The organism is Pantoea piersonii (assembly GCF_003612015.1).
GTDB lineage: Bacteria > Pseudomonadota > Gammaproteobacteria > Enterobacterales > Enterobacteriaceae > Pantoea > Pantoea piersonii.
In genome coordinates this window covers 1-20960 of sequence record NZ_RARB01000010.1, presented here as the reverse complement: position 1 = coordinate 20960, position 20960 = coordinate 1, and the positions used below count along the sequence as shown (strand labels likewise).

20 protein-coding genes are annotated in these 20960 nt (G+C 58.7%); 17 read left to right on the top strand and 3 right to left on the bottom strand.

Annotated elements, in window-relative coordinates; translation table 11 throughout:
- Window positions 1-161: 161 nt before the first annotated feature.
- The 10 genes from udp to tatD all read left to right on the top strand — a co-directional run bounded on the left by udp (window position 162) and on the right by tatD (window position 9471).
- Window positions 162-917: a uridine phosphorylase gene (udp, locus tag D7S44_RS20020; protein WP_081137960.1), complete on the top strand. Its 756-nt coding sequence runs from the start codon at window positions 162-164 to the stop codon at window positions 915-917.
- A 66-nt stretch (window positions 918-983) separates the two neighbouring features.
- The gene (locus D7S44_RS20015) at window positions 984-2252 is read left to right on the top strand and encodes a tetratricopeptide repeat protein (RefSeq protein WP_120457890.1); all 1269 of its coding nucleotides are present in this window, start codon (window positions 984-986) and stop codon (window positions 2250-2252) included.
- Between the two features lie 84 nt (window positions 2253-2336).
- Window positions 2337-3836 (top strand): DNA recombination protein RmuC, encoded by a 1500-nt coding sequence (gene rmuC, locus D7S44_RS20010; protein ID WP_120457888.1) that lies wholly within the window; start codon window positions 2337-2339, stop codon window positions 3834-3836.
- A gap of 75 nt (window positions 3837-3911) precedes the next feature.
- Window positions 3912-4670, top strand: coding sequence for a bifunctional demethylmenaquinone methyltransferase/2-methoxy-6-polyprenyl-1,4-benzoquinol methylase UbiE (ubiE, locus tag D7S44_RS20005; protein WP_120457886.1), 759 nt, complete (start codon window positions 3912-3914; stop codon window positions 4668-4670).
- Between the two features lie 12 nt (window positions 4671-4682).
- A complete protein-coding gene (gene ubiJ / locus D7S44_RS20000; RefSeq protein WP_120457884.1) occupies window positions 4683-5288 on the top strand; it encodes a ubiquinone biosynthesis protein UbiJ in 606 nt (201 codons plus the stop codon).
- Window positions 5285-6922: a ubiquinone biosynthesis regulatory protein kinase UbiB gene (ubiB, locus tag D7S44_RS19995; RefSeq protein ID WP_120457882.1), complete on the top strand. Its 1638-nt coding sequence runs from the start codon at window positions 5285-5287 to the stop codon at window positions 6920-6922. Before ubiJ ends, ubiB begins: the two co-directional genes overlap by 4 nt.
- Before the next feature lie 112 nt (window positions 6923-7034).
- Window positions 7035-7292, top strand: coding sequence for a Sec-independent protein translocase subunit TatA (gene tatA / locus D7S44_RS19990; RefSeq protein ID WP_120457881.1), 258 nt, complete (start codon window positions 7035-7037; stop codon window positions 7290-7292).
- Between the two features lie 3 nt (window positions 7293-7295).
- Complete coding sequence (gene tatB, locus D7S44_RS19985; protein ID WP_120457879.1) at window positions 7296-7829, top strand: Sec-independent protein translocase protein TatB; 534 nt, start codon at window positions 7296-7298, stop codon at window positions 7827-7829.
- A gap of 2 nt (window positions 7830-7831) precedes the next feature.
- The gene (gene tatC, locus D7S44_RS19980) at window positions 7832-8593 is read left to right on the top strand and encodes a Sec-independent protein translocase subunit TatC (RefSeq protein ID WP_120457877.1); all 762 of its coding nucleotides are present in this window, start codon (window positions 7832-7834) and stop codon (window positions 8591-8593) included.
- A 95-nt stretch (window positions 8594-8688) separates the two neighbouring features.
- Entirely contained in the window at window positions 8689-9471 is a 783-nt protein-coding gene (gene tatD, locus D7S44_RS19975) for a 3'-5' ssDNA/RNA exonuclease TatD (protein ID WP_120457876.1), read from the top strand.
- On the opposite strand, the gene rfaH is transcribed toward tatD, so the two are convergent.
- Window positions 9468-9956: a transcription/translation regulatory transformer protein RfaH gene (gene rfaH / locus D7S44_RS19970; RefSeq protein ID WP_081137977.1), complete on the bottom strand. Its 489-nt coding sequence runs from the start codon at window positions 9954-9956 to the stop codon at window positions 9468-9470. The two genes, tatD and rfaH, sit on opposite strands and share 4 nt — an antisense overlap.
- Before the next feature lie 197 nt (window positions 9957-10153).
- Between rfaH and pepE the strand changes: the two genes are divergently transcribed.
- The 3 genes from pepE (at window position 10154) to fre (ending at window position 13186) form a co-directional block, all read left to right on the top strand.
- The gene (gene pepE / locus D7S44_RS19965; RefSeq protein ID WP_120457874.1) at window positions 10154-10879 is read left to right on the top strand and encodes a dipeptidase PepE; all 726 of its coding nucleotides are present in this window, start codon (window positions 10154-10156) and stop codon (window positions 10877-10879) included.
- 79 nt (window positions 10880-10958) lie between these two features.
- Entirely contained in the window at window positions 10959-12443 is a 1485-nt protein-coding gene (ubiD, locus tag D7S44_RS19960; protein WP_120457872.1) for a 4-hydroxy-3-polyprenylbenzoate decarboxylase, read from the top strand.
- A gap of 41 nt (window positions 12444-12484) precedes the next feature.
- Window positions 12485-13186, top strand: coding sequence for an NAD(P)H-flavin reductase (gene fre, locus D7S44_RS19955; RefSeq protein ID WP_120457870.1), 702 nt, complete (start codon window positions 12485-12487; stop codon window positions 13184-13186).
- A 65-nt stretch (window positions 13187-13251) separates the two neighbouring features.
- On the opposite strand, the gene fadA is transcribed toward fre, so the two are convergent.
- Complete coding sequence (gene fadA / locus D7S44_RS19950) at window positions 13252-14415, bottom strand: acetyl-CoA C-acyltransferase FadA (protein ID WP_120457867.1); 1164 nt, start codon at window positions 14413-14415, stop codon at window positions 13252-13254.
- Between the two features lie 9 nt (window positions 14416-14424).
- Window positions 14425-16608, bottom strand: coding sequence for a fatty acid oxidation complex subunit alpha FadB (gene fadB, locus D7S44_RS19945; RefSeq protein WP_120457866.1), 2184 nt, complete (start codon window positions 16606-16608; stop codon window positions 14425-14427).
- Window positions 16609-16792: 184 nt separating this feature from the next.
- On the opposite strand from fadB, the gene pepQ reads away from it, so the two are divergent.
- Genes pepQ through hemG form a run of 4 tightly spaced genes read left to right on the top strand, consistent with a single transcriptional unit; the run spans window position 16793 to window position 20773 of the window.
- Window positions 16793-18124, top strand: coding sequence for a Xaa-Pro dipeptidase (gene pepQ / locus D7S44_RS19940; protein ID WP_120457863.1), 1332 nt, complete (start codon window positions 16793-16795; stop codon window positions 18122-18124).
- Complete coding sequence (locus D7S44_RS19935) at window positions 18124-18741, top strand: IMPACT family protein (protein ID WP_120457861.1); 618 nt, start codon at window positions 18124-18126, stop codon at window positions 18739-18741. Before pepQ ends, D7S44_RS19935 begins: the two co-directional genes overlap by 1 nt.
- Before the next feature lie 25 nt (window positions 18742-18766).
- Window positions 18767-20218: a Trk system potassium transporter TrkH gene (gene trkH / locus D7S44_RS19930; RefSeq protein ID WP_120457859.1), complete on the top strand. Its 1452-nt coding sequence runs from the start codon at window positions 18767-18769 to the stop codon at window positions 20216-20218.
- An 18-nt stretch (window positions 20219-20236) separates the two neighbouring features.
- Entirely contained in the window at window positions 20237-20773 is a 537-nt protein-coding gene (gene hemG, locus D7S44_RS19925; RefSeq protein ID WP_120457858.1) for a menaquinone-dependent protoporphyrinogen IX dehydrogenase, read from the top strand.
- The last annotated feature ends 187 nt before the right edge of the window (window positions 20774-20960 follow it).

Here is a 20960-nt window from a genome sequence, read left to right as displayed (position 1 = left end):
CTTGTAGCAATGGCGCTCTGAATGGATGAGTTATGTGACAAAGGTCTCGTTTGTGGACTGATAAAATGTAACATTCATTTTTGATGGTGATTGTTATCACACAAATTTGCGCTGCGCTCACGTAGAGTGGCGCGCTTCACTTCCCTGTTCAGGAGTTTGCTATGTCTGACGTTTTCCATCTTGGCCTGACCAAAGCCGATCTGCAGGGCGCGACCCTGGCTATCGTTCCCGGCGATCCGGAGCGCGTAAAAAAAATTGCCGGACTGATGGCGGATGCCCAGCCGCTGGCATCGCACCGGGAATTCACCTCCTGGCTGGCGAAGCTGGACGGCAAACCCGTCGTCGTCTGCTCGACCGGCATCGGCGGGCCTTCGACCTCTATCGCAGTGGAAGAACTGGCGCAGCTTGGCGTACGCACCTTCCTGCGCGTCGGCACCACCGGCGCGATCCAGCCGCACATTAACGTCGGCGACGTGCTGGTCACCACCGGCGCGGTGCGTCTCGACGGTGCCAGCCAGCACTTCGCGCCGCTGGAGTTTCCGGCGGTAGCCGATTTCGCCTGTACCACCGCGCTAGTCGCGGCGGCGGAGGCGAGCGGCGCCACGACCCATATCGGCGTTACCGCATCGTCCGATACTTTCTATCCGGGCCAGGAGCGTTACGACACCTTCTCTGGCCGCGTAGTCAGCCGCTTTCAGGGCTCAATGAAAGAGTGGCAGCAGATGGGCGTGCTCAACTATGAGATGGAGTCCGCTACGCTGCTGACGATGTGCGCCAGCCAGGGACTGCGCGCGGGCATGGTGGCGGGCGTTATCGTCAACCGTACCCAGAAAGAGATCCCGGATGCAGCCACCATGAAGCAGACCGAGAGCGATGCGGTAAAAATAGTGGTCGAAGCGGCGCGCCGTTTGTTATAACGCTTTTCAGGCAGCGCGCCCGCGCGCGCTGCCTCTGCTCTTTACAGCAAAAGCGAGGACCGCCCGATGCGCCAGACTCCGCCCCGACAAAAACCGGCCTTAACCGCTTCCCCCGCCGTCATGCAGGCGCGTCTTGAACATGCCGCCGCGCGCTTCCGCCAGCATATGGCGCAGCAGGATTACGCCGCCGCCGCCCGGTGCTGTGAAGAGGTGCTGCGCGCGATGCCCAGTCAGATGCAGGTGCTGAGCGACTATGCGCTCTGCCTGCTGCGGCTTGGTCAGTACAACAAGTCTTACAAGATCTATCAGAAGATATATCAGGCGCCGCCCGCGGTGCGCGCAACCGCATCGGAAACCTGGCTGGATGGTCTGGCGGAGCTGTGCGGCTGGATGGGTAAAAAAGATGAGCTGGCGAAATATGGTCTGGAATCGCTCAACGGCGCGGACGCGCGTTTCCGCCAGGGCCAGCGTTTCGCCTTTCCGGCGGCGCGGCCTGAACCTGTCGATCTCACCCGGCCCGAGCAGAACGTAATCGCCTTCAGCCTTTATGGCAGCCACCCGCGCTATTGCGAAACCCTGATTAAAAACGTTGAGGTCGCGCAGGCGCTTTATCCCGGCTGGACCTGTCGCATCTATCTGGATGAGAGCGTGCCGCAGCATGTGTGGCAGCGTCTCAAGCAGCCGCACGTCACGCTGATCGATATGTCGCAGGAAAAAGCGATTTACCCGACGCTGTGGCGTTTTCTGGTAATGGACGACCCCAGCGTCAGACGCTTCATTATCCGTGACGCCGACTCGCTGCTGTCGGAGCGTGAAGCAGCGGCGGTAAACGCCTGGCTCGCTTCGCCATACTGGTTCCACCATATGCGCGACTATTTTTCTCATACCGAGCTGCTGCTGGCGGGCATGTGGGGCGGCTGCAACGGCGTCTTCAGCAATATGGCGCAGGCGATGCGCGACTTTATCGCCCGCTATAGCGGCAGCGCGCGCTTTACCGATCAATATTTCCTGAAGGTGGCGCTGTGGCCGACGGTGCGGGAGAGCCTGCTCAGCCACGACGAGATTTTTCATTTTCATCAGGCGCAGCCCTGGCCGCCGCATGCGCCGGTGCGCTGGCGAATGGACAACTTCCACGTCGGCAGCAACGCCGGTTTCGCCAGCATGGCAGGCAAGGCGACGGTGAAAGAGGGCGAGATGCAGCCTGTAGAACTGACCTACGGCGGCAGCGCCTTTGTTTATCCGGCGCGGGTAACCGGCGATGAATGGATAATGCCGATGCCGTTCTTTTTAACTGACGCCTGGAAAGCGGGCGACCTGCAGGTAAAAGCGCTGTAAATCCTTTCCCGGACTGAAAATAGTCTGGACATTCATACAGTGCGACTCTACTTTCTTCCCAGCAACGCGCGTCGCGAGGGAATTATGGATCAGCAGATTATTATCAGCGCCTGTCTGGCGCTCGCCGGACTGGGTATCGGCTGGATGCTGGCGCAGCTGCGTGCCAGCCATCAGGCGGCCAGCTTCGCCACCGAGCGCCGCCTGCAGCAGGAGGCGCAGCAGCGTCAACAGCAGCAGCTTGAACAGCTCCAGCAACAGCTTCAGCAGCGTGAACAAGAGCTGCGCCAGCTGCACGGCTCGCTGAGCGGTGCGCAGGAGCGTCTGCAACAGCTCAATTACTGGCGCGGCGAATGCGAACAGCTTAACCGCGAACTGCGCAACCAGCTGGAGGTCAACAGCGCGCAGGAAGCTGAACTGCGCGAAGTGACCATCCGCCTTGAAGAGACGCGCTTCGCCGCCGAGGAGAAGCAGCGTTTGCTCACCAACAGCGAACAGCGCCTCAGCGCGCAGTTTGAAAATCTCGCCAACCGCATCTTCGAAAACAGCGGTCGCCGCGTCGACGAACAGAACCGCCAGAGCCTGAACAGCCTGATCGGCCCGCTGCGTGAACAGCTGGACGGCTTTCGTCGTCAGGTGCACGACAGCTTTGGTCAGGAAGCGCGCGAGCGTCACACGCTGGCGCATGAGATCCGTCAGCTGCAGCAGCTGAACGCGCAGATGGCGCAGGAGGCGATCAACCTGACCAGGGCGCTGAAGGGCGACAACAAAATTCAGGGCAACTGGGGCGAGGTGGTGCTGAGCCGCGTGCTGGAGGCTTCAGGCCTGCGCGAAGGTCATGAATATCAGACGCAGGTGAGTTTACAGTCGGAACAGCAGGGGAGAATGCAACCGGATGTGATCGTGCGTTTGCCGCAGGGCAAAGATGTGGTGGTCGACGCCAAGATGACGCTGGTGGCCTATGAGCGCTACTTCAACGCGGAAGATGAGGCGACGCGCGAACAGGCACTGCAGGAGCATGTCGCCGCGGTACGCAGCCATATTCGCCTGCTGAGTCGTAAAGATTATCAACAACTTGCCGGTTTACGCTCCCTCGATTATGTGTTGATGTTTATCCCGGTGGAGCCGGCGTTTTTGCTGGCGATCGACCGTCAGCCGGAGCTGATCAGCGAGGCGCTGCAGCAGAACATTATGCTGGTCAGCCCGACTACGCTGCTGGTAGCGCTGCGTACTATTAATAATCTCTGGCGCTACGAGCATCAGAGCCGCAACGCTCAGCGTATCGCCGAACGCGCGGCGCGCCTGTACGACAAAATGCGGCTATTCGTCGATGATATGACCGGCATCGGCCATAATCTGGACAAGGCGCATAACAGCTACCGCGAGGCGATGAAAAAGCTGGCGGAAGGGCGCGGCAACCTGATCGCGCAGAGCGAGGCGTTTAAATCCCTGGGCGTTGAAGTTAAACGGTCAATTAATCCGCAGTTAGTCGAGCAGGCTATGCCGGAAAAGGCATGGGACGACGAGGAGACGCCCGACGACGACGTCGCAGCAATGGAAGCGCGCGTAAGGCGGCTCCACGAATAAGCGGGTCGTCGCGTGCCTGACTACCCTGACTCTGATACACTTCGGGAAGTATTGTTTGTGGAACAGGTAAAACCGATGGCAGATGAATCACAGCAGGAAACTACCCATTTTGGCTTTCAGACGGTCGCCAAAAGCGAAAAGGCTGACAAAGTCGCGGACGTGTTTCACTCCGTAGCGGCGAAATATGACCTGATGAACGATCTGATGTCGTTTGGCATCCATCGCATCTGGAAGCGTTTTACCATCGACAGCAGCGGCGTGCGCCGCGGACAGCGCGTGCTGGATCTGGCGGGCGGCACCGGCGATTTGACGGCGAAGTTTTCCCGTCTGGTTGGCGATAACGGCCAGGTCGTGCTGGCGGACATCAACAGCTCGATGCTGAAAATGGGCCGCGACAAGCTGCGCAATCTCGGCGTAGTCGGCAACGTCAGCTATGTGCAGGCCAACGCCGAAGCGCTGCCCTTCCCGGATAACTATTTCGACTGCATCACCATCTCTTTCGGGCTGCGTAACGTGACCGACAAAGAGAAGGCGCTGGCGTCAATGTTCCGCGTGCTCAAGCCAGGCGGACGTCTGCTGGTGCTGGAGTTCTCCAAACCGGTGCTCGATCCGCTCAGCAAGGCGTACGACGCCTACTCGTTCCATATTCTGCCGCGCGTCGGTCAGCTGGTGGCGCAGGACGCGGAAAGCTACCGCTATCTGGCGGAGTCGATCCGCATGCATCCCGATCAGGAAACCCTGAAGGCGATGATGAACGACGCCGGATTCGAGAACACCACTTATTACAACATGACCGGCGGCATCGTCGCGTTGCATCGTGGATTTAAGTTTTAACCGGATATGGTGATGCGCTTGACGCCCTTGATTACCGCCGGTCTTGAGACCGCGCTAAACCGCATGCTCTATCGCGATCGCAGCCTGAAAGCCGCTCGCCAGCGACTGGTGGGACAGGTGTTGACGCTACGTCTTGAGGAGCTTTCCCATCCGCTGGTGCTGGTCTTTAGCGAACAGCAGCTCGATGTGTTGAGCGACTGGCAGGACAGCAGCGACTGCACCGTGATTACGCAGCTGAAGACCCTGCCGAAGCTGCGCGACCGCCAGCAGCTGACCAGCCTGATCCGCAGCGGCGAGCTGCAGGTCGAAGGCGATCTGCAGGTTGTGCAGCGCTTTTCCGCGCTGATCGATCTGGCGGAGCTGGATCCTGCCGAATATCTCGCGCCCTGGATCGGCGATATCGCCGCGCAGGGCGTCAGCCAGGCGGCGCAGCGCGTTGTGCGGCGGCTACGTGGCGAGGTCTCACGTCGTCAGGATTATCTGGGGCAGGCATTAACCGAAGAGTGGCGCGTCGCGCCGGGCGCGCTGGAACTGGCGTGGTTTTCTGAGGAGGTAGACGCGATGGAACGTTCGCTTGATGCGCTGAATGCGCGTTTAGCGCAGCTGGAGGCGAAATGACATTTGGAGAGATTCGCCGTTTGTATTTCATCATCAGGATCTTTTTGACCTACGGTCTTGATGAACTGATCCCCCGCATGCGCCTTACCATCCCGCTGCGCCTCTGGCGTCGCACTATTTTCTGGATCCCCAATCGTCATAAAGATGAAGAGATTGGCGTCCGTATGCGACTGGCAATGGAACAGCTGGGACCGGTCTGGATTAAATTCGGTCAGATGCTCTCAACGCGTCGCGACCTTTTTCCGCCCGTTATTGCCGATCAGCTCGCCATCCTGCAGGATCGCGTCGCGCCTTTTGACGGCGTGAAAGCCAAAGAGCAAATTGAAAAGTCGATCGGCGGTCCGGTTGAAACCTGGTTTGACGATTTCGATATCAAACCGCTGGCGTCAGCGTCGATCGCCCAGGTGCATACCGCTACCCTGAAAGCCACCGGCAAAAAAGTGGTGATCAAGGTGATTCGCCCGGACATCCTGCCGGTGATCAAGGCGGATATGAAGCTGATCTACCGCCTGGCGCGCTGGGTGCCGCGTCTGCTGCCAGACGGGCGTCGTCTGCGTCCGATGGAAGTGGTGCGCGACTATGAGAAGACGTTAATCGACGAGCTGAACCTGCTGCGTGAAGCGGCCAACGCCATTCAGCTGCGCCGTAATTTCGAAGACAGCCGCATGCTTTACGTGCCGGAGGTCTACTCGGACTACTGCAGCGAGACGATGCTGGTGATGGAACGCATCTACGGCATCCCCATCTCCGACGTGGCGACGCTGGAGCAGCACGGCGTCAATATGAAGCTGCTGGCCGAGCGCGGCGTGCAGGTCTTCTTTACCCAGGTTTTTCGGGACAGCTTCTTCCACGCCGATATGCACCCCGGCAATATTTTCGTCAGCTATGACCATCCGGAAGATCCACAATATATCGGCATCGACTGCGGCATTGTCGGTTCGCTGAATAAAGAGGATAAGCGCTACCTGGCGGAAAACTTTATCGCCTTCTTTAACCGCGACTACCGCAAAGTGGCAGAGCTGCACGTTGATTCAGGCTGGGTGCCGCCCGACACCAACGTGGAAGATTTTGAGTTCGCAATTCGTACCGTCTGCGAACCTATCTTTGAAAAGCCGCTGGCGGAGATCTCTTTCGGCCATGTGCTGCTGAACCTGTTCAGCACCGCGCGCCGTTTCAATATGGAAGTCCAGCCGCAGCTGGTGCTGCTGCAAAAAACGCTGCTCTATATTGAAGGCATCGGTCGTCAGCTCTACCCGCAGCTCGATTTGTGGAAAACCGCAAAGCCATTCCTTGAGGACTGGATTAAAGATCAGATTGGTCTGCCTGCGATTCTGCGCGCCGTAAAAGAGAAAGCGCCATTCTGGGCGGAGAAGCTGCCGGAGCTGCCGGAGCTTTTCTATGAAAGCATGCGGCACCATAAACTTTTGCAGCACAGCGTCGATAAGCTGACCCACGATATGCACGCCCAGCGGACGCGCCATCATAAAGCGCGCTATCTGTTCGGCGTCGGCGCGACCCTGCTGTTAAGCGGTACTGCCGTATTGCTGAGTCGTCCGGACTGGGATTTCTTCCCGGCCCTGTTAATGGCGGCGGGTTTCGTCACCTGGCTCATCGGCTGGCGTAAGACAAACTAATTGTCAGCCACGCCTGAATCGCGGTAATGTCGCAGCCTTAAGCCCGGCGTCATCAGGGCTTTTGGCTGACATTATTCTTCTCAATATCTCGCAACATCAGAGGCTATATCTCATGGGCGGTATCAGTATCTGGCAATTGTTAATCATTGCCGTCATCGTTGTTCTTTTGTTTGGAACCAATAAGTTAAAAAACCTGGGTTCCGATCTTGGTTCTTCTATCAAGGGCTTTAAAAAAGCCATGAGCGATGAAGAAGAGAAAAAGAACGAACCAAACCCGCCGCAGGACGCTGACTTCAGCGCTAAAACGCTGGCGGACAAACAGCAAACTCCGGCTAACAAAGAAGAAGCCAAAAACGACAAGCAGGTATAAACCGTGTTCGACATTGGTTTTAGTGAACTGGTATTAGTGTTCGTGATCGGGCTGATTGTTCTCGGCCCGCAACGATTACCGGTTGCGGTAAAAACCGTAGTCGGCTGGATTCGGGCGATGCGCTCGCTGGCCGCCAACGTGCAGCATGAGCTGGCGCAAGAGCTGAAACTGCAGGAGCTGCAGGACAGCCTGAAAAAAGTGGAAGAGGCGAGCCGCGGCACCATGTCGCCGGAGCTGAAAGAGTCAATGGAAGAGCTGCGTAAAACCGCCGATTCAATGAAGCGTTCGGTTCAGCAGAGCATCGACATCGAGAAAGCCGAGGACGAAGCCAATACCATTCATGCGCCGCAGCAGCAGCGCGCGGCTGAATCCGTGACGCCCGCGACGGCCCACACGCAGGCCAGCGCCCCGGCGCAGACGCCAGATGTCGCTGACCCCGCTAAAACCGATGCGAACCTGCAAGCGCCGGTTGTTAACCCGCAACCGGCCGCGTCGCGCAGTCCGGCAACAACCTCTTCTGCAAATGATGAACGATAACCATGGCCGTTGAAGATACCCAACCGCTTATCAGCCATCTGATTGAGCTGCGTAAGCGCCTGCTGTACTGCATTATCGCGGTGTTTGTGATTTTCCTGGCGCTGATCTCTTTCGCCAATGACATCTATCATCTGGTCGCCTCGCCGCTGATCAGCCAGATGCCGGCAGGCGCCAGCATGATCGCTACCGATGTCGCGTCGCCCTTTTTTACGCCGATTAAGCTCACCATCATCGTGTCGGTTTTTCTTGCGGTGCCGGTCATTCTCTATCAGGTATGGGCTTTCGTCGCCCCGGCGCTCTATCGTCACGAACGTAAGCTGGTGATGCCGCTGCTCTTCTCCAGCACCCTGCTGTTTTACGTCGGCGTGGCCTTTGCCTACTTTATCGTCTTCCCGCTGGCGTTCGGCTTCTTTGCTAAAACCGCGCCGCAGGGCGTGACTATCGCAACCGATATCACTAACTACCTCGACTTCGTGATGACGCTGTTTATGGCGTTCGGCGTGGCGTTCGAAGTGCCGGTGGCGATTGTGCTGCTCTGCTGGACCGGCATTACCACGCCGGAAGATTTGAAAAAGAAACGTCCTTACATCCTGGTCGGCGCGTTCGTTGTTGGGATGCTGCTCACACCGCCGGACGTTTTCTCGCAAACTTTGCTCGCTATTCCGATGTACTGCCTGTTTGAAGTCGGCGTATTCTTTTCCCGTTACTACGTCGGGAAGGGACGGCGGTCGCAGGAAGAAGAGGAACAGCATACCGATTCCTGATCCGCTCTGATTATGTTTCCCGCGCCTGGCGGGTAGAACCTGTTACCGAACCGCCCATCTGGGCGGTTTTTGTTTAATAAGCTATGGGAAAAATTATGTTTGATATCGGTGTAAACCTGACCAGCACGCAATTCGCCGCCGACCGCGACAAGGTGGTAAAGCGCGCGCGCGAAGCGGGCGTCACCGGCATATTAATAACCGGGACCAATGCGCTGGAGAGCCAGCAGGCGCAGCGGCTGGCGGAGCGCCAGCCCGACTTTTGCTGGTCTACGGCGGGCGTGCATCCGCATCACGCCAGTGAGTGGTCGAATGAGACGGCCAATACGCTGCGTCGTCTGGCAGAGCGGCCGCAGGTGGTGGCGATTGGCGAATGCGGGCTCGATTTCAACCGCAACCTCGCCGCGCACGATCAGCAGGAGTACGCTTTTGACGCGCAGCTGGCGCTGGCCGCCGAACTGAATATGCCGGTATTTCTCCACTGCCGCGAGGCGCACGATCGTTTTGCGGCGGTGCTGGCGCCCTGGCTGCCGAAGCTGCCGGGCGCGGTGGTGCACTGCTTTACCGGCACGCGTGAGGAGCTGGAGGCCTGTCTGGCGATGGGGCTGTCGGTGGGCATTACCGGCTGGGTGTGCGATGAACGACGTGGCATGGCGCTGCGCGACATGCTGCCGCTGATTCCAGCAGATCGTCTGCTGCTGGAGACGGACGCGCCTTATCTGCTGCCGCGCGATATGCATCCACGGCCCGCGTCACGTCGTAATGAGCCCTGTTTTCTGCCGCATATCGTGCAGCAGGTGGCGAAGTGGCGCGGGGAAGAGCAGGATGCGCTGGCGGCGCAGGTCGATCGCAACGCGCGTGCGCTGTTCCGCCTGGCTTAAAGTTTGCGGAACTGCTTGTTATCTACGCTACGCATTACCTGTTTATTCAGCAGGTTAAGCAGCAACATAGAGCGGGTTTCGCCGTCTGGTTCGGCGAAGATGGCGCGCAGGCCTTCAAAGGTTCCTTCGGTGATGATGACCTCATCGCCGACCTGCGGCGTTTCCGGATCGATCAGCGTTTGCGGCGCGTCGGTTTGCAGCGCTTCGATGACCGCTGAAGGCACCGTCGCGGGCAGCGTGCCGAAGCGCACGAAGTGGCTGACGCCGCGCGTGCTGCTGATGGTGGTGGTATGAATCGCTTCCGGATCGAATTCGATAAACAGGTAGTTAGGAAACAGGGGCTCACTCACGGTGGTCCGTTTGCCGCGCACCACTTTTTCCAGAGCGATCATTGGGCTGAGGCAATGCACCTCTTGCCGCTCAAGATGCTCTTTCGCGCGCAACAGCTGTCCACGTTTGCAATAGAGTAAGTACCAGGATTCCATAAATGCTCCCATTGAATGGACGCTAAGAATAGCAAACCTGCTGCCAGAGTTATAGCGCATCGCAGCGCGGAAAGATGCCGGGGCGGGCAAACTGGCTGAGGTTTCCGCAAACAGCCCGGCGCAAGAAGGATAATTGACGAGCGGCGGTGCGCTGGGTCAGACTCGGTGCTTATCACGTTTGCGAAAAGGATCTGCTGATGGAACTGTTTTTATTGAGCAACGGCAAGCTGGCTGACGATGCGCCTTTGCTGGGTTATGCGCAGCCGCAGCTGCACGCGATGATCGCCCAGCGCGGCATCCGTTCTGCGGTGCTGGTGCCGTACGCCATTATTCGCGGCGACCATCAACAGCGCGCCGCCGAGCTGAGTGCGTCGCTGGGCGTGGCGGTTCGCTGCGTGCAGGATTTCGCTACGCCGGTGGCGGCCATCGAGCAGGCCGAACTGATTCTGGTCAGCGGCGGCAATACCTGGCTGCTCAATCAGATGCTGCACGAGACCGGCCTGATCGTAGCGATCCAGCGCGCTGTACGCGAACGGGCGGTGCCTTACGTCGGCTGGAGCGCCGGTTGCAACGTGGCGACGCCGTCGATTCGCACCACTAATGATATGCCGGTGCGCAGTAGTGTGGTCTTGCCTGCGCTGGGCCTGTTTCCGCTCCAGATCAACCCACACTATCTTGATGCGCATGCCAGCGGGCATATGGGCGAAACGCGCGACGAACGCCTGGCGGAGTTTTGCGCCGTCAATCCTGAGGAGTCGGTCATTGCGCTGCGCGAAGGCAGCTTCCTGCATGTGCATGAAAACCAGCTCTCTTACTTCAGCGTGCGCGACGAAGACTTTAAAGTTTTTCGCCACGAACAGCCGATCCAGGCTTATCGCGACGTCTCGGCGCTACAGGCGCTGGTTCCTTTTCGCTGCAACTGAGGTTGCCGCATAAAATCCAACACGGCTTAAGAATCGGCCCTATAATGGCCGATTCACTTTGGCTGGAAGCGAAGGCCGCATGAAATATCACGATTTACGAGACTTCCTCACCCTGCTGGAACAGCGCGGCGAGTTGAAGCGTATTAGCCAGTCTATCGATCCTGAACTGGAAATGACGGAAATCGCCGACCGCACGCTGCGCGCTGGCGGACCGGCGCTGTTGTTTGAAAATCCTAAAGGCTATGACATGCCGGTGCTGTGCAACCTGTTTGGCACGCCGAAACGCGTGGCGATGGGCATGGGCCAGGAAGAGGTCAGCGCTCTGCGCGAAGTCGGCAAGCTGCTGGCGTTTCTGAAAGAGCCGGAGCCGCCGAAAGGCTTTCGCGATCTGTTCGACAAGATGCCGCAGTTTAAACAGGTGCTGAACATGCCGACCAAACGGCTGCGCAACGCGCCCTGTCAGGAAGTGGTGTTCAGCGGTGATGAGGTCGATCTGTCGCGCATTCCGGTTATGAAGTGCTGGCCGGACGACGCCGCGCCGCTGATTACCTGGGGGCTGACCGTCACGCGTGGCCCGCACAAGGAGCGGCAAAATCTGGGCATCTATCGTCAGCAGGTGATTGGCAAAAACCGCCTGATTATGCGCTGGCTCTCCCACCGCGGCGGCGCGCTCGACTTTCAGGAGTGGTGCCAGACGCATCCCGGCGAACGCTTCCCGGTGTCGGTGGCGCTCGGCGCCGATCCCGCCACTATTCTCGGCGCGGTGACGCCAGTGCCGGACACGCTGTCGGAGTATGCTTTCGCCGGCCTGCTGCGCGGCAACAAAACCGAAGTGGTGAAGTGTCTCTCCAACGATCTGGAAGTGCCTGCCAGCGCAGAGATCGTGCTGGAAGGCTATATTGAGCCGGGCGATATGGCGCCGGAAGGGCCGTATGGCGATCATACGGGCTACTACAATGAAGTTGATAACTTTCCCGTTTTCACCGTCACGCATGTCACGCAGCGGCAGAACGCCATCTATCACTCCACCTATACCGGCCGTCCGCCAGATGAACCGGCGGTGCTGGGCGTCGCGCTGAACGAAGTGCTGGTGCCGATCCTGATTAAGCAGTTTCCGGAGATCGTGGATTTCTATCTGCCGCCGGAGGGGTGTTCGTACCGCCTGGCCGTAGTGACGATGAAGAAACAGTATGCAGGTCATGCCAAACGCGTCATGTTCGGCGTCTGGTCATTCCTGCGGCAGTTCATGTACACCAAATTTGTTATTGTGTGTGACGACGATGTTAACGCACGTGACTGGAACGACGTGATCTGGGCCATTACCACGCGTATGGATCCGGCACGCGATACGGTACTGGTAGAGAACACGCCTATCGACTATCTGGATTTCGCCTCGCCGGTTTCCGGTCTGGGTTCCAAGATGGGCCTGGACGCGACCAATAAATGGCCGGGTGAGACCCAGCGCGAGTGGGGACGTCCGATCGTGAAAGATCCCGCCGTGACGGCGCGCATCGACGCGATCTGGGATGACTTAGGCATCTTTAACCCGCCGCCGCAGCGCTGACGGCGAGCACAACCCTAATGACGACCCGACAGAGGGAACGCATGACAACCTTAAGCTGTAAAGTAACCTCGGTTGAAGCGATTACCGATACCGTATATCGCGTTCGCCTGATCCCCGAAGCGGATTTTACCTTTCGCGCCGGGCAGTATTTGATGGTGGTAATGGACGAACGCGACAAGCGCCCGTTCTCGCTCGCCTCGACGCCGATGGAAAAGGATATTATCGAGCTGCATATCGGTGCTTCCGATCTTAATCTCTACGCCATGGCGGTGATGGATCGCATTCGCGACGATCGTCGAATCACCGTGGATATTCCGCACGGCGACGCCTGGCTACGGGAAGATAGCACGCGCCCGATTGTCCTGATCGCTGGCGGCACCGGTTTTTCCTATGCGCGCTCAATCCTGCTGACCGCGCTGGCGCAGCAGCCGGATCGCGATATCGCCATTTACTGGGGCGGCCGCGAACTGCAGCACCTTTACGATCTGGATGAGCTCAAGGCGCTGGCGGTGAAGCACCCGAATTTACGCGTGGTGCCGGTAGTCGAGCAGCCGGAAGAGGGCTGGCAGGGACGTTCTGGTACGGTGCTGACTGCTGTTATGCAGGATTACGCCACGCTGGCGGAGCATGATATCTATATCGCCGGACGCTTTGAGATGGCGAAGATCGCGCGCGACCGCTTCTGCGCCGAGCGCGGCGCAAAAGAGACGCAGATGTTTGGTGACGCGTTCGCCTTTATTTAAGGCGCCGCAGGCAGAAAAAACCCGCCCCTGACAGGCGGGAACAAACTACCAACATAATCAACGTATTACAGACGTTCAAATACGGTTGCGATGCCCTGGCCTAAGCCGATGCACATGCTGGCAAGGCCGAACTGGGCATCGCGTCGTTCCATAATATTCAGCAGCGTGGTGCTGATGCGCGTGCCGGAACAGCCGAGCGGATGCCCGAGCGCAATCGCGCCGCCGTTCAGGTTCACCTTGTCGTCCAGCTTTTCCAGCAAACCGAGATCTTTAATGCAGGGCAGCGTCTGCGCGGCGAAGGCTTCATTCAGCTCGAATACCTCAATATCTTCCACGCTCAGTCCGGCGCGCTTCAGCGCCAGCTTGCTGGCGGGCACCGGGCCGTAACCCATAATTGACGGGTCACAGCCGATGACTGCCATGCTTTTGATACGCGCGCGCGGCGTCAGGCCCAGTTCGCGCGCGCGGCTCTCGCTCATCACCAGCATCGCGGACGCGCCGTCGGAGAGCGCCGATGAGCTGCCCGCCGTGACCGTGCCGTTGACCGGGTCGAACGCCGGCTTCAGTGCCGCCAGCCCTTCGAGGCTGGTCTCCTCGCGGATCACTTCGTCATAGTCGTAGCGTTTCAGCACGCCGTCGGCGTCGTGTCCGTAGGTTGGCACAATCTCCCGCAGAAAGTCGCCGCGCTGCGTTGCAGCCCAGGCGCGCTGGTGAGAGCGCAGCGCGAAGGCGTCCTGCTGCTCGCGGCTGATATGATGCATATGCGCCAGCATTTCCGCGGTCAGACCCATCATGCCCGCCGCTTTAGCCACCGTACGGCCCAGCCCGGGATGAAAATCGACGCCGTGGCTCATCGGCACATGTCCCATATGTTCAACGCCGCCGACTAAACAGGCGTGCGCGTCGCCTACCATGATGGCCCGCGCCGCATCGTGCAGCGCCTGCATTGATGAGCCGCACAGGCGATTGACGGTGGTCGCCGGAACGCGATGGGGGATTTCCGCCAGCAGCGCGGCGTTGCGCGCAATATTGAAACCCTGCTCCAGCGTCTGCTGCACGCAGCCCCACACCACATCATCCAGGCTCGCGGGATTGAGCGCCGGATAGCGGTTTAACAGTTCGCGCATCAGGTGCGCGGAGAGATCTTCCGCCCTTACCTGGCGGAAGGCGCCGCCTTTGGAGCGGCCCATCGGCGTGCGGAGCGCATCAATAATCACCACATTTTCCATTTTCTTTCCTCAGGCGCTTTGCAGCGCCGCTTCGTCGATGGGTTTAACCGCCGGATACCAGTTTTCGCGTCGATGCGCTTTCTGTAGCAGCAGTTCAGGCAGCTGATAAAGCGCGCCAAGATCGCTGTAGCGTCTCGCCTGATCTACAACGTTGCTGTTGCCGAGCGTGTCGAGATAGCGCAGCGCGCCGCCGCGGAAGGGCGGGAAGCCGAGCCCGTAGACCAGCGCCATATCGGCTTCGGCTGGAGAGGCGATAATGTTCTCTTCCAGGCAGCGTACGACTTCATTAAGCATCGGAATCATCATGCGGTTGAGGATCTCTTCGTCGCTGAAGACGCGCGTAGAGGCGCATACCGGGTTAAGCAGCGCGTCCACCTCTGCATCGGTCGTTTTTTTCGCTTTGCCTTTGCGATCCGTCTCCCAGCGGTAGAAGCCTTTGCCGTTCTTCTGGCCATAGCGCTCGGCTTCGAACAGCACGTCGATAGCGTCGCGGTAATCTTTCTGCATGCGCGTCGGAAAACCCTCCGCCATCACGCGCTGCGCGTGATGCGCGGTATCGATGCCGACCACGTCCAGCAGCCAGGCCGGGCCCATCGGCCAGCCGAACTGCTTCTCCATCACTTTGTCGATCTGGCGGAAATCGGCGCCGTCGCGCAGCAGCAGGCCGAACGCGGCGAAATAGGGGAAGAGCACGCGGTTGACGAAGAAGCCGGGGCAGTCATTGACGACGATCGGCGTTTTGCCCATTTTGCTCGCCCAGGCCACCACTTTGCCGATGGTGGCGTCACTGCTCTTCTCGCCGCGCACCACCTCCACCAGCGGCATGCGCGGCACCGGGTTAAAAAAGTGCATGCCGCAGAAATTCTCAGGGCGTGTTAGCGCCTGCGCCAGCTGGCTGATGGGAATCGTAGAGGTATTAGAAGCGAGTACCGCATCCGCGCGCAGATGCTGTTCGGTTTCCGCCAGCACTTTCGCTTTGACCTGCGGATTTTCCACTACCGCTTCGACCACGATATCGGCGTGTTCAAAACCGGCATAGTCGAGCGTGGGCTGAATCATCGCAATGGTGCTGGCCAGCCTGGCGCCGTCGATCTTGCCGCGCTCCAGCTGTTTATTCAGCAGCTTGCTCGCTTCGCTCATGCCCAGCGCCAGCGCCTGCGGTTGAATATCTTTCATCTTCACCGGTACGCCTTTCCACGCCGACTGATAGCTGATGCCGCCGCCCATAATGCCCGCGCCCAGTACTGCCGCCTGCTCAGGCGTGCTGCTGGCGCTGGCGTATTTTTTCGCCAGCCCTTTGACGTACTGATCGTTAAGGAAAATGCCGACCAGCGCGCGCGCCTCATCGCTCTGTGCCAGCGGCACGAAGGCGGCGGTTTCCAGCTTCAGCGCATCGTCCCGTCCCAGCGCGGCGGCGGCCTCAATGGTTTTTACCGCGGCGAGCGGCGCAGGGTAGTGTTTGCCTGCGGTCTGCAGCACGACGCTTTTAGCAACGGTAAAGCTCATGGCCGCCTCGATGGGACTCAGGCGCAGCGGCGCCAGTTTTGGCGCGCGGCGCGTCTGCCAGCCGCCCTGTTCGATGGCATCTTTCAGCATGGCGAGCGCGGCGTCGTGCAGTTTGTCGCTGCTGACCACCGCATCGACCAGCCCGAGCTTCAGCGCGCTAACGCCGTCGACCTCTTTTCCGGCGGCGATGATCTCCAGCGCGGCATCTGCGCCCAGCAGGCGCGGCAGGCGTACGCTGCCGCCGAAGCCGGGCATGATGCCCAGTCGGGTTTCCGGCAGCCCGATACGCGCGCCGGGAGTGGCGACGCGGAGATCGGTCGCCAGGATGCATTCGCACCCGCCGCCCAGCGCGTAGCCATCTATAGCGGCGATAGTCGGCACCGGCAGATCTTCCAGCCGGTTAAAAATGCTGTTAGCGAAGGCCAGCCACTGGCTGAGCTTTTCCGTCGGTGCGTCGAACAGCGAGAGAAATTCAGTAATATCGGCCCCGACGATAAAGGCGGGTTTAGCCGAACTCAGCAGCACGCCGCGCAGTGCGGTCTGTTGCTCCAGCACGCTAATCGCTTCGCCAAAACTGGCGACGGTTTTGGTGTCGAGTTTATTGACTGAGCCGGGGGCGTTGAACTGCAGCTCAGCGACGCCGTCTTCAAGCCAGCGCAGTGAAAGGGTATCGCCTTGGTAGAGCATGTGCGTCTCCTGATCGCGAAAGGGGATCTGGTCGTACCAGATGATCAGGAGTGTGGGATTCGTGTTAATTTTTTGCAAACCAAAGTTTGATTATTTGCTAACAGGATCACAGCGTCTGCAACGCGGCGTTCAGGCTGCGGCTGTGCTACACTGCGGCGATTTTCGCGACACGGGAGAGCGAGCAATGGATTCAATGAAAACGCTGTATCAGACGCATATCGCTACGCTGCAACAGCGGGCGCAGCAGGTGCTGGCACGTAATAAACTGGATGCGATGTTGATTCACTCCGGCGAATTACTGACGGTTTTTCTCGACGATCATGACTATCCCTTTAAGGTGAATCCCCAGTTCAAAGCCTGGGTGCCGGTCACGCAGGTGCCGAACTGCTGGCTCTGGATCGACGGGGTCAATAAGCCCAAACTCTGGTTCTACTCGCCGGTCGATTACTGGCATAACGTTGAGCCGTTACCGAACAGCTTCTGGACTGAGGCCGTTGAGGTAATGGGTCTGAAAAGCGCCGATGAGATTGCTCAGCTGCTGCCCGCGCAGCGCGATAAGGTCGCCTATATCGGTCCAGTCGTGCAGCGCGCCGCGCAGCTGGGCATCAGCGCCGATAACATTAACCCGAAAGCGGTGATCGATTTTCTGCACTACCATCGCAGCATCAAAACCGATTACGAGCTGGCCTGTATGCGCGAGGCGCAAAAGCTGGCTGTCGCCGGGCATCGCGCCGCAAAAGAGGCGTTTTTCTCTGGTCTGAGCGAGTTCGATATCAATCAGGCTTACCTGACGGCGACTGGCCATCGCGATATCGATGTGCCCTACGGCAATATTATTGCGCTTAACGAGCACGCCGCTGTACTGCATTACACTCGCCTCGATCACCAGCCACCGTCGAAACGCCACAGCTTTCTGATTGACGCGGGCGCCGAATATCTCGGCTATGCCGCCGATTTAACGCGCAGCTATGCGGCGCAAAAGAACTCGCTTTACGCCAGCCTGGTCGCGGCGATGAACAGCGAGGAGCTGGCGCTGATTGGCACGCTGAAAGCGGGTGTTCGCTACACCGACTATCATCTGCAGATGCATCAGCGCATCGCTAAGCTGCTGCTGAAGTTCGAGCTGGCGCAAGGGATAAGCGAAGAGGCACTGGTGGCGGAAAACATCACCGGACCCTTTATGCCGCACGGGCTGGGGCATCCGCTCGGTTTGCAGGTGCATGATGTCGCAGGCTTTATGCAGGATGAGGCGGGCACGCATCTGGCGGCCCCGGCACAGTATCCTTATCTGCGCTGCACGCGCGTGCTGGAGCCAGGCATGGTGCTGACCATCGAACCGGGCTTCTATATTATCGAGTCGCTGCTGGCGCCGCTGCGGGAAGGTCCGTTCAGTCAATACCTTAACTGGCAGGCGATTGATGCGCTGAAGCCCTACGGCGGCATTCGCATTGAAGATAACGTCGTGATCCATGCGAACCGTATTGAGAACATGACGCGCGATCTGCATCTTGCCTGATGGACGCTTACGATATTCCCGCTGATGCTGTCAGCATCAGCGAGGAGACGATTAAGAAAAGCCGCTTTATCACGCTGCTGGCCCATACCGACGGCGTGGAGGCGGCGCGCGCCTTTGTTCAGCAGGTGAAAGGCGAACATCCCGACGCGCGTCATCACTGCTGGGCCTGGGTTGCGGGCGCGCCGCAGGATTCGCAGCAGCTGGGCTTTTCAGATGACGGCGAACCCTCCGGTACGGCGGGCAAACCGATGCTGGCGCAGCTGATGGGCGCGGATATCGGCGAGATCACCGCCGTGGTGGTGCGCTACTATGGCGGCGTTATGCTGGGCACCGGCGGACTGGTAAAAGCCTACGGTGGCGGCGTTCAGCAAGGGCTTAAGCAGCTGGCGCGCATGCGCAAAGTGCCTGTGAAACGCTATGAGCTAAAGTGCGATTATGCTCAGTTAGGCGATATCGAACGCCTGCTGGCCAGGTTCGACGGCCGCATCGATGAGGTTGTTTACCTGGACCGTATCGCTCTGACGCTGGCGCTACCTTATGCGCACATTGACGCTTTCAAACAGACGCTTTCTGACTTTAGCCGGGGCGCGCTGAGCCTCGACCCTTTAACACCATGACAACTCATTTCTAAGGAACGGCTGAATGCATTTTCGCGCCATTACTCGCATTGTCGGTCTGCTGGTCATTCTCTTTTCCGTAACCATGATCGTGCCGGGGCTGGTGGCTTTAATTTATCGCGATGGCGCCGGGCGCGCGTTTAGCCAGACTTTTTTGATGGCGCTGGCGATCGGCTCGCTGCTGTGGTGGCCGAACCGCAAACAGCGTACCGAGCTGAAGCCGCGCGAAGGCTTCTTAATCGTCGTGCTTTTCTGGACGGTGCTGGGTAGCGTGGGGGCGATGCCTTTTATCTTCGCCGAGCAGCCGCATCTCTCCGTGACTGACGCTTTCTTTGAGTCCTTTTCCGGTCTGACGACGACCGGCGCAACCACCCTTGTGGGGCTCGATACGATGCCTAAAGCCATTCTGTTTTATCGGCAGATGCTGCAGTGGCTGGGGGGGATGGGGATCATTGTGCTGGCGGTGGCGATTCTCCCTATTCTGGGCGTAGGCGGCATGCAGCTTTACCGCGCGGAAATGCCGGGGCCGCTGAAGGACAATAAGATGCGACCGCGTATTGCCGAAACCGCGAAAACGCTGTGGCTTATCTACGTATTGCTGACAATAGCCTGCGCCGTGGCGCTCTGGCTGGCGGGCATGCCGCTGTTCGATGCGATAGGACACAGCTTCTCGACCATCGCCATTGGCGGCTTTTCTACGCATGACGCCAGTATCGGCTATTTCAATAGCGGCACCATCAACACTATCATCGGTATCTTTCTGCTGATTTCAGGCTGTAATTACGGCCTGCACTTTTCGCTGCTCAGCAATCGCAGCCTACGCGTCTACTGGCGCGATCCGGAGTTTCGCACCTTTATCGGCGTGCAGCTTACGCTGGTCATTATCTGCACGCTGGTGCTCTGGTTCCACCACGTTTACTCCAGCGGCTGGCAAACCCTGAATCAGGCTTTTTTCCAGGTGGTATCGATGGCGACCACGGCAGGATTCACTACCGACAGCATTGCACGCTGGCCGTTGTTTTTACCGGTGCTGTTGCTCTGCTCCGCTTTTATTGGCGGAATGGCGGGCTCTACCGGCGGCGGTCTGAAGGTGATCCGTATACTGCTGCTGTGCAAGCAGGGTTCGCGCGAGCTGAAGCGTCTGGTGCATCCAAATGCGGTCTACACCATCAAGCTCGGCAACCGCGCGCTGCCGGAGCGTATTCTGGAAGCGGTATGGGGATTCTTCTCCGCCTATGCGCTGGTGTTTCTAATCAGCATGCTGGCGATTATCGCGACCGGCGTCGATGACTTTTCTGCGTTTGCAGCCGTTGCGGCGACCCTGAATAACCTGGGGCCAGGACTGGGCGTAGTTGCGGACAACTTTACGTCGATGAATGACGTGGCGAAATGGATCCTGATCTCGACCATGCTGTTTGGACGTCTTGAAGTGTTTACCTTATTAGTCCTCTTTACGCCGACCTTCTGGCGTGAATAAGCAAAACAGGATGTAACGATGAAAGCCTTGATTCTCTTTTCCAGCCGCGACGGGCAAGCGCGCGAAATCGCCTCTTATATTGCCAGCGAGATAAAAGCGCAGCAGGCGTGCGACGTTATCAATATTCTGCATGCCGGGTCCGTTGACTGGCTGCAATACGATCGCGTGCTGATTGGCGCCTCGATCCGCTATGGCCATTTCCATCCGGCGGTCGCGAAATTCGTTAAGGCGCATCTGCGTGAACTGCAGCAGCGTGCGAGCGGCTTCTTCTGCGTGAACCTGACTGCGCGTAAGCCGGAGAAACGTTCTCCGCAAACCAATGCCTATACGCGTAAGTTCTTACAGCAGTCGCCCTGGCAGCCTGATTGCTGCGCCGTGTTCGCTGGCGCGCTGCGCTATCCACGCTATCGCTGGTTTGACCGGGTGATGATTCAGTTGATTATGCGCATGACGGGCGGGGAAACGGACAAGACGAAAGAGGTGGAGTACACCGACTGGCATCAGGTGGCGCGTTTTGCGCAGGAATTTGCTCAGTTACCCACCAAATCGGCGTGAATAACAGCGATTTGACGAAAATTAATGCGAACGATAATTTTTTTTAAATTAGCGCTTGTCAGCCGGAAAGAACTCCCTATAATGCGCCTCCACTGACACGGCACAACGGCTTACGAAGCGCAGTGTTCAGGAGGCTCAGGCAGCTGAGCCGCCGGAGAAAATCGCTGAAAAAAGTGGTTGACTCCGA

Coding starts and splice junctions, on each gene's coding strand:
- D7S44_RS20015 (WP_120457890.1), top strand. CDS start 984: ATGCGCCAGACTCCGCCCCGACAAAAACCGGCCTTAACCGCTTCCCCC.
- D7S44_RS19935 (WP_120457861.1), top strand. CDS start 18,124: ATGGACGCTTACGATATTCCCGCTGATGCTGTCAGCATCAGCGAGGAG.
- tatD (WP_120457876.1), top strand. CDS start 8,689: ATGTTTGATATCGGTGTAAACCTGACCAGCACGCAATTCGCCGCCGAC.
- tatC (WP_120457877.1), top strand. CDS start 7,832: ATGGCCGTTGAAGATACCCAACCGCTTATCAGCCATCTGATTGAGCTG.
- udp (WP_081137960.1), top strand. CDS start 162: ATGTCTGACGTTTTCCATCTTGGCCTGACCAAAGCCGATCTGCAGGGC.
- tatA (WP_120457881.1), top strand. CDS start 7,035: ATGGGCGGTATCAGTATCTGGCAATTGTTAATCATTGCCGTCATCGTT.
- fadA (WP_120457867.1), bottom strand. CDS start 14,415: ATGGAAAATGTGGTGATTATTGATGCGCTCCGCACGCCGATGGGCCGC.
- rfaH (WP_081137977.1), bottom strand. CDS start 9,956: ATGGAATCCTGGTACTTACTCTATTGCAAACGTGGACAGCTGTTGCGC.
- fre (WP_120457870.1), top strand. CDS start 12,485: ATGACAACCTTAAGCTGTAAAGTAACCTCGGTTGAAGCGATTACCGAT.
- pepQ (WP_120457863.1), top strand. CDS start 16,793: ATGGATTCAATGAAAACGCTGTATCAGACGCATATCGCTACGCTGCAA.
- ubiJ (WP_120457884.1), top strand. CDS start 4,683: ATGCGCTTGACGCCCTTGATTACCGCCGGTCTTGAGACCGCGCTAAAC.
- hemG (WP_120457858.1), top strand. CDS start 20,237: ATGAAAGCCTTGATTCTCTTTTCCAGCCGCGACGGGCAAGCGCGCGAA.
- pepE (WP_120457874.1), top strand. CDS start 10,154: ATGGAACTGTTTTTATTGAGCAACGGCAAGCTGGCTGACGATGCGCCT.
- fadB (WP_120457866.1), bottom strand. CDS start 16,608: ATGCTCTACCAAGGCGATACCCTTTCACTGCGCTGGCTTGAAGACGGC.
- ubiB (WP_120457882.1), top strand. CDS start 5,285: ATGACATTTGGAGAGATTCGCCGTTTGTATTTCATCATCAGGATCTTT.
- ubiD (WP_120457872.1), top strand. CDS start 10,959: ATGAAATATCACGATTTACGAGACTTCCTCACCCTGCTGGAACAGCGC.
- trkH (WP_120457859.1), top strand. CDS start 18,767: ATGCATTTTCGCGCCATTACTCGCATTGTCGGTCTGCTGGTCATTCTC.
- ubiE (WP_120457886.1), top strand. CDS start 3,912: ATGGCAGATGAATCACAGCAGGAAACTACCCATTTTGGCTTTCAGACG.
- rmuC (WP_120457888.1), top strand. CDS start 2,337: ATGGATCAGCAGATTATTATCAGCGCCTGTCTGGCGCTCGCCGGACTG.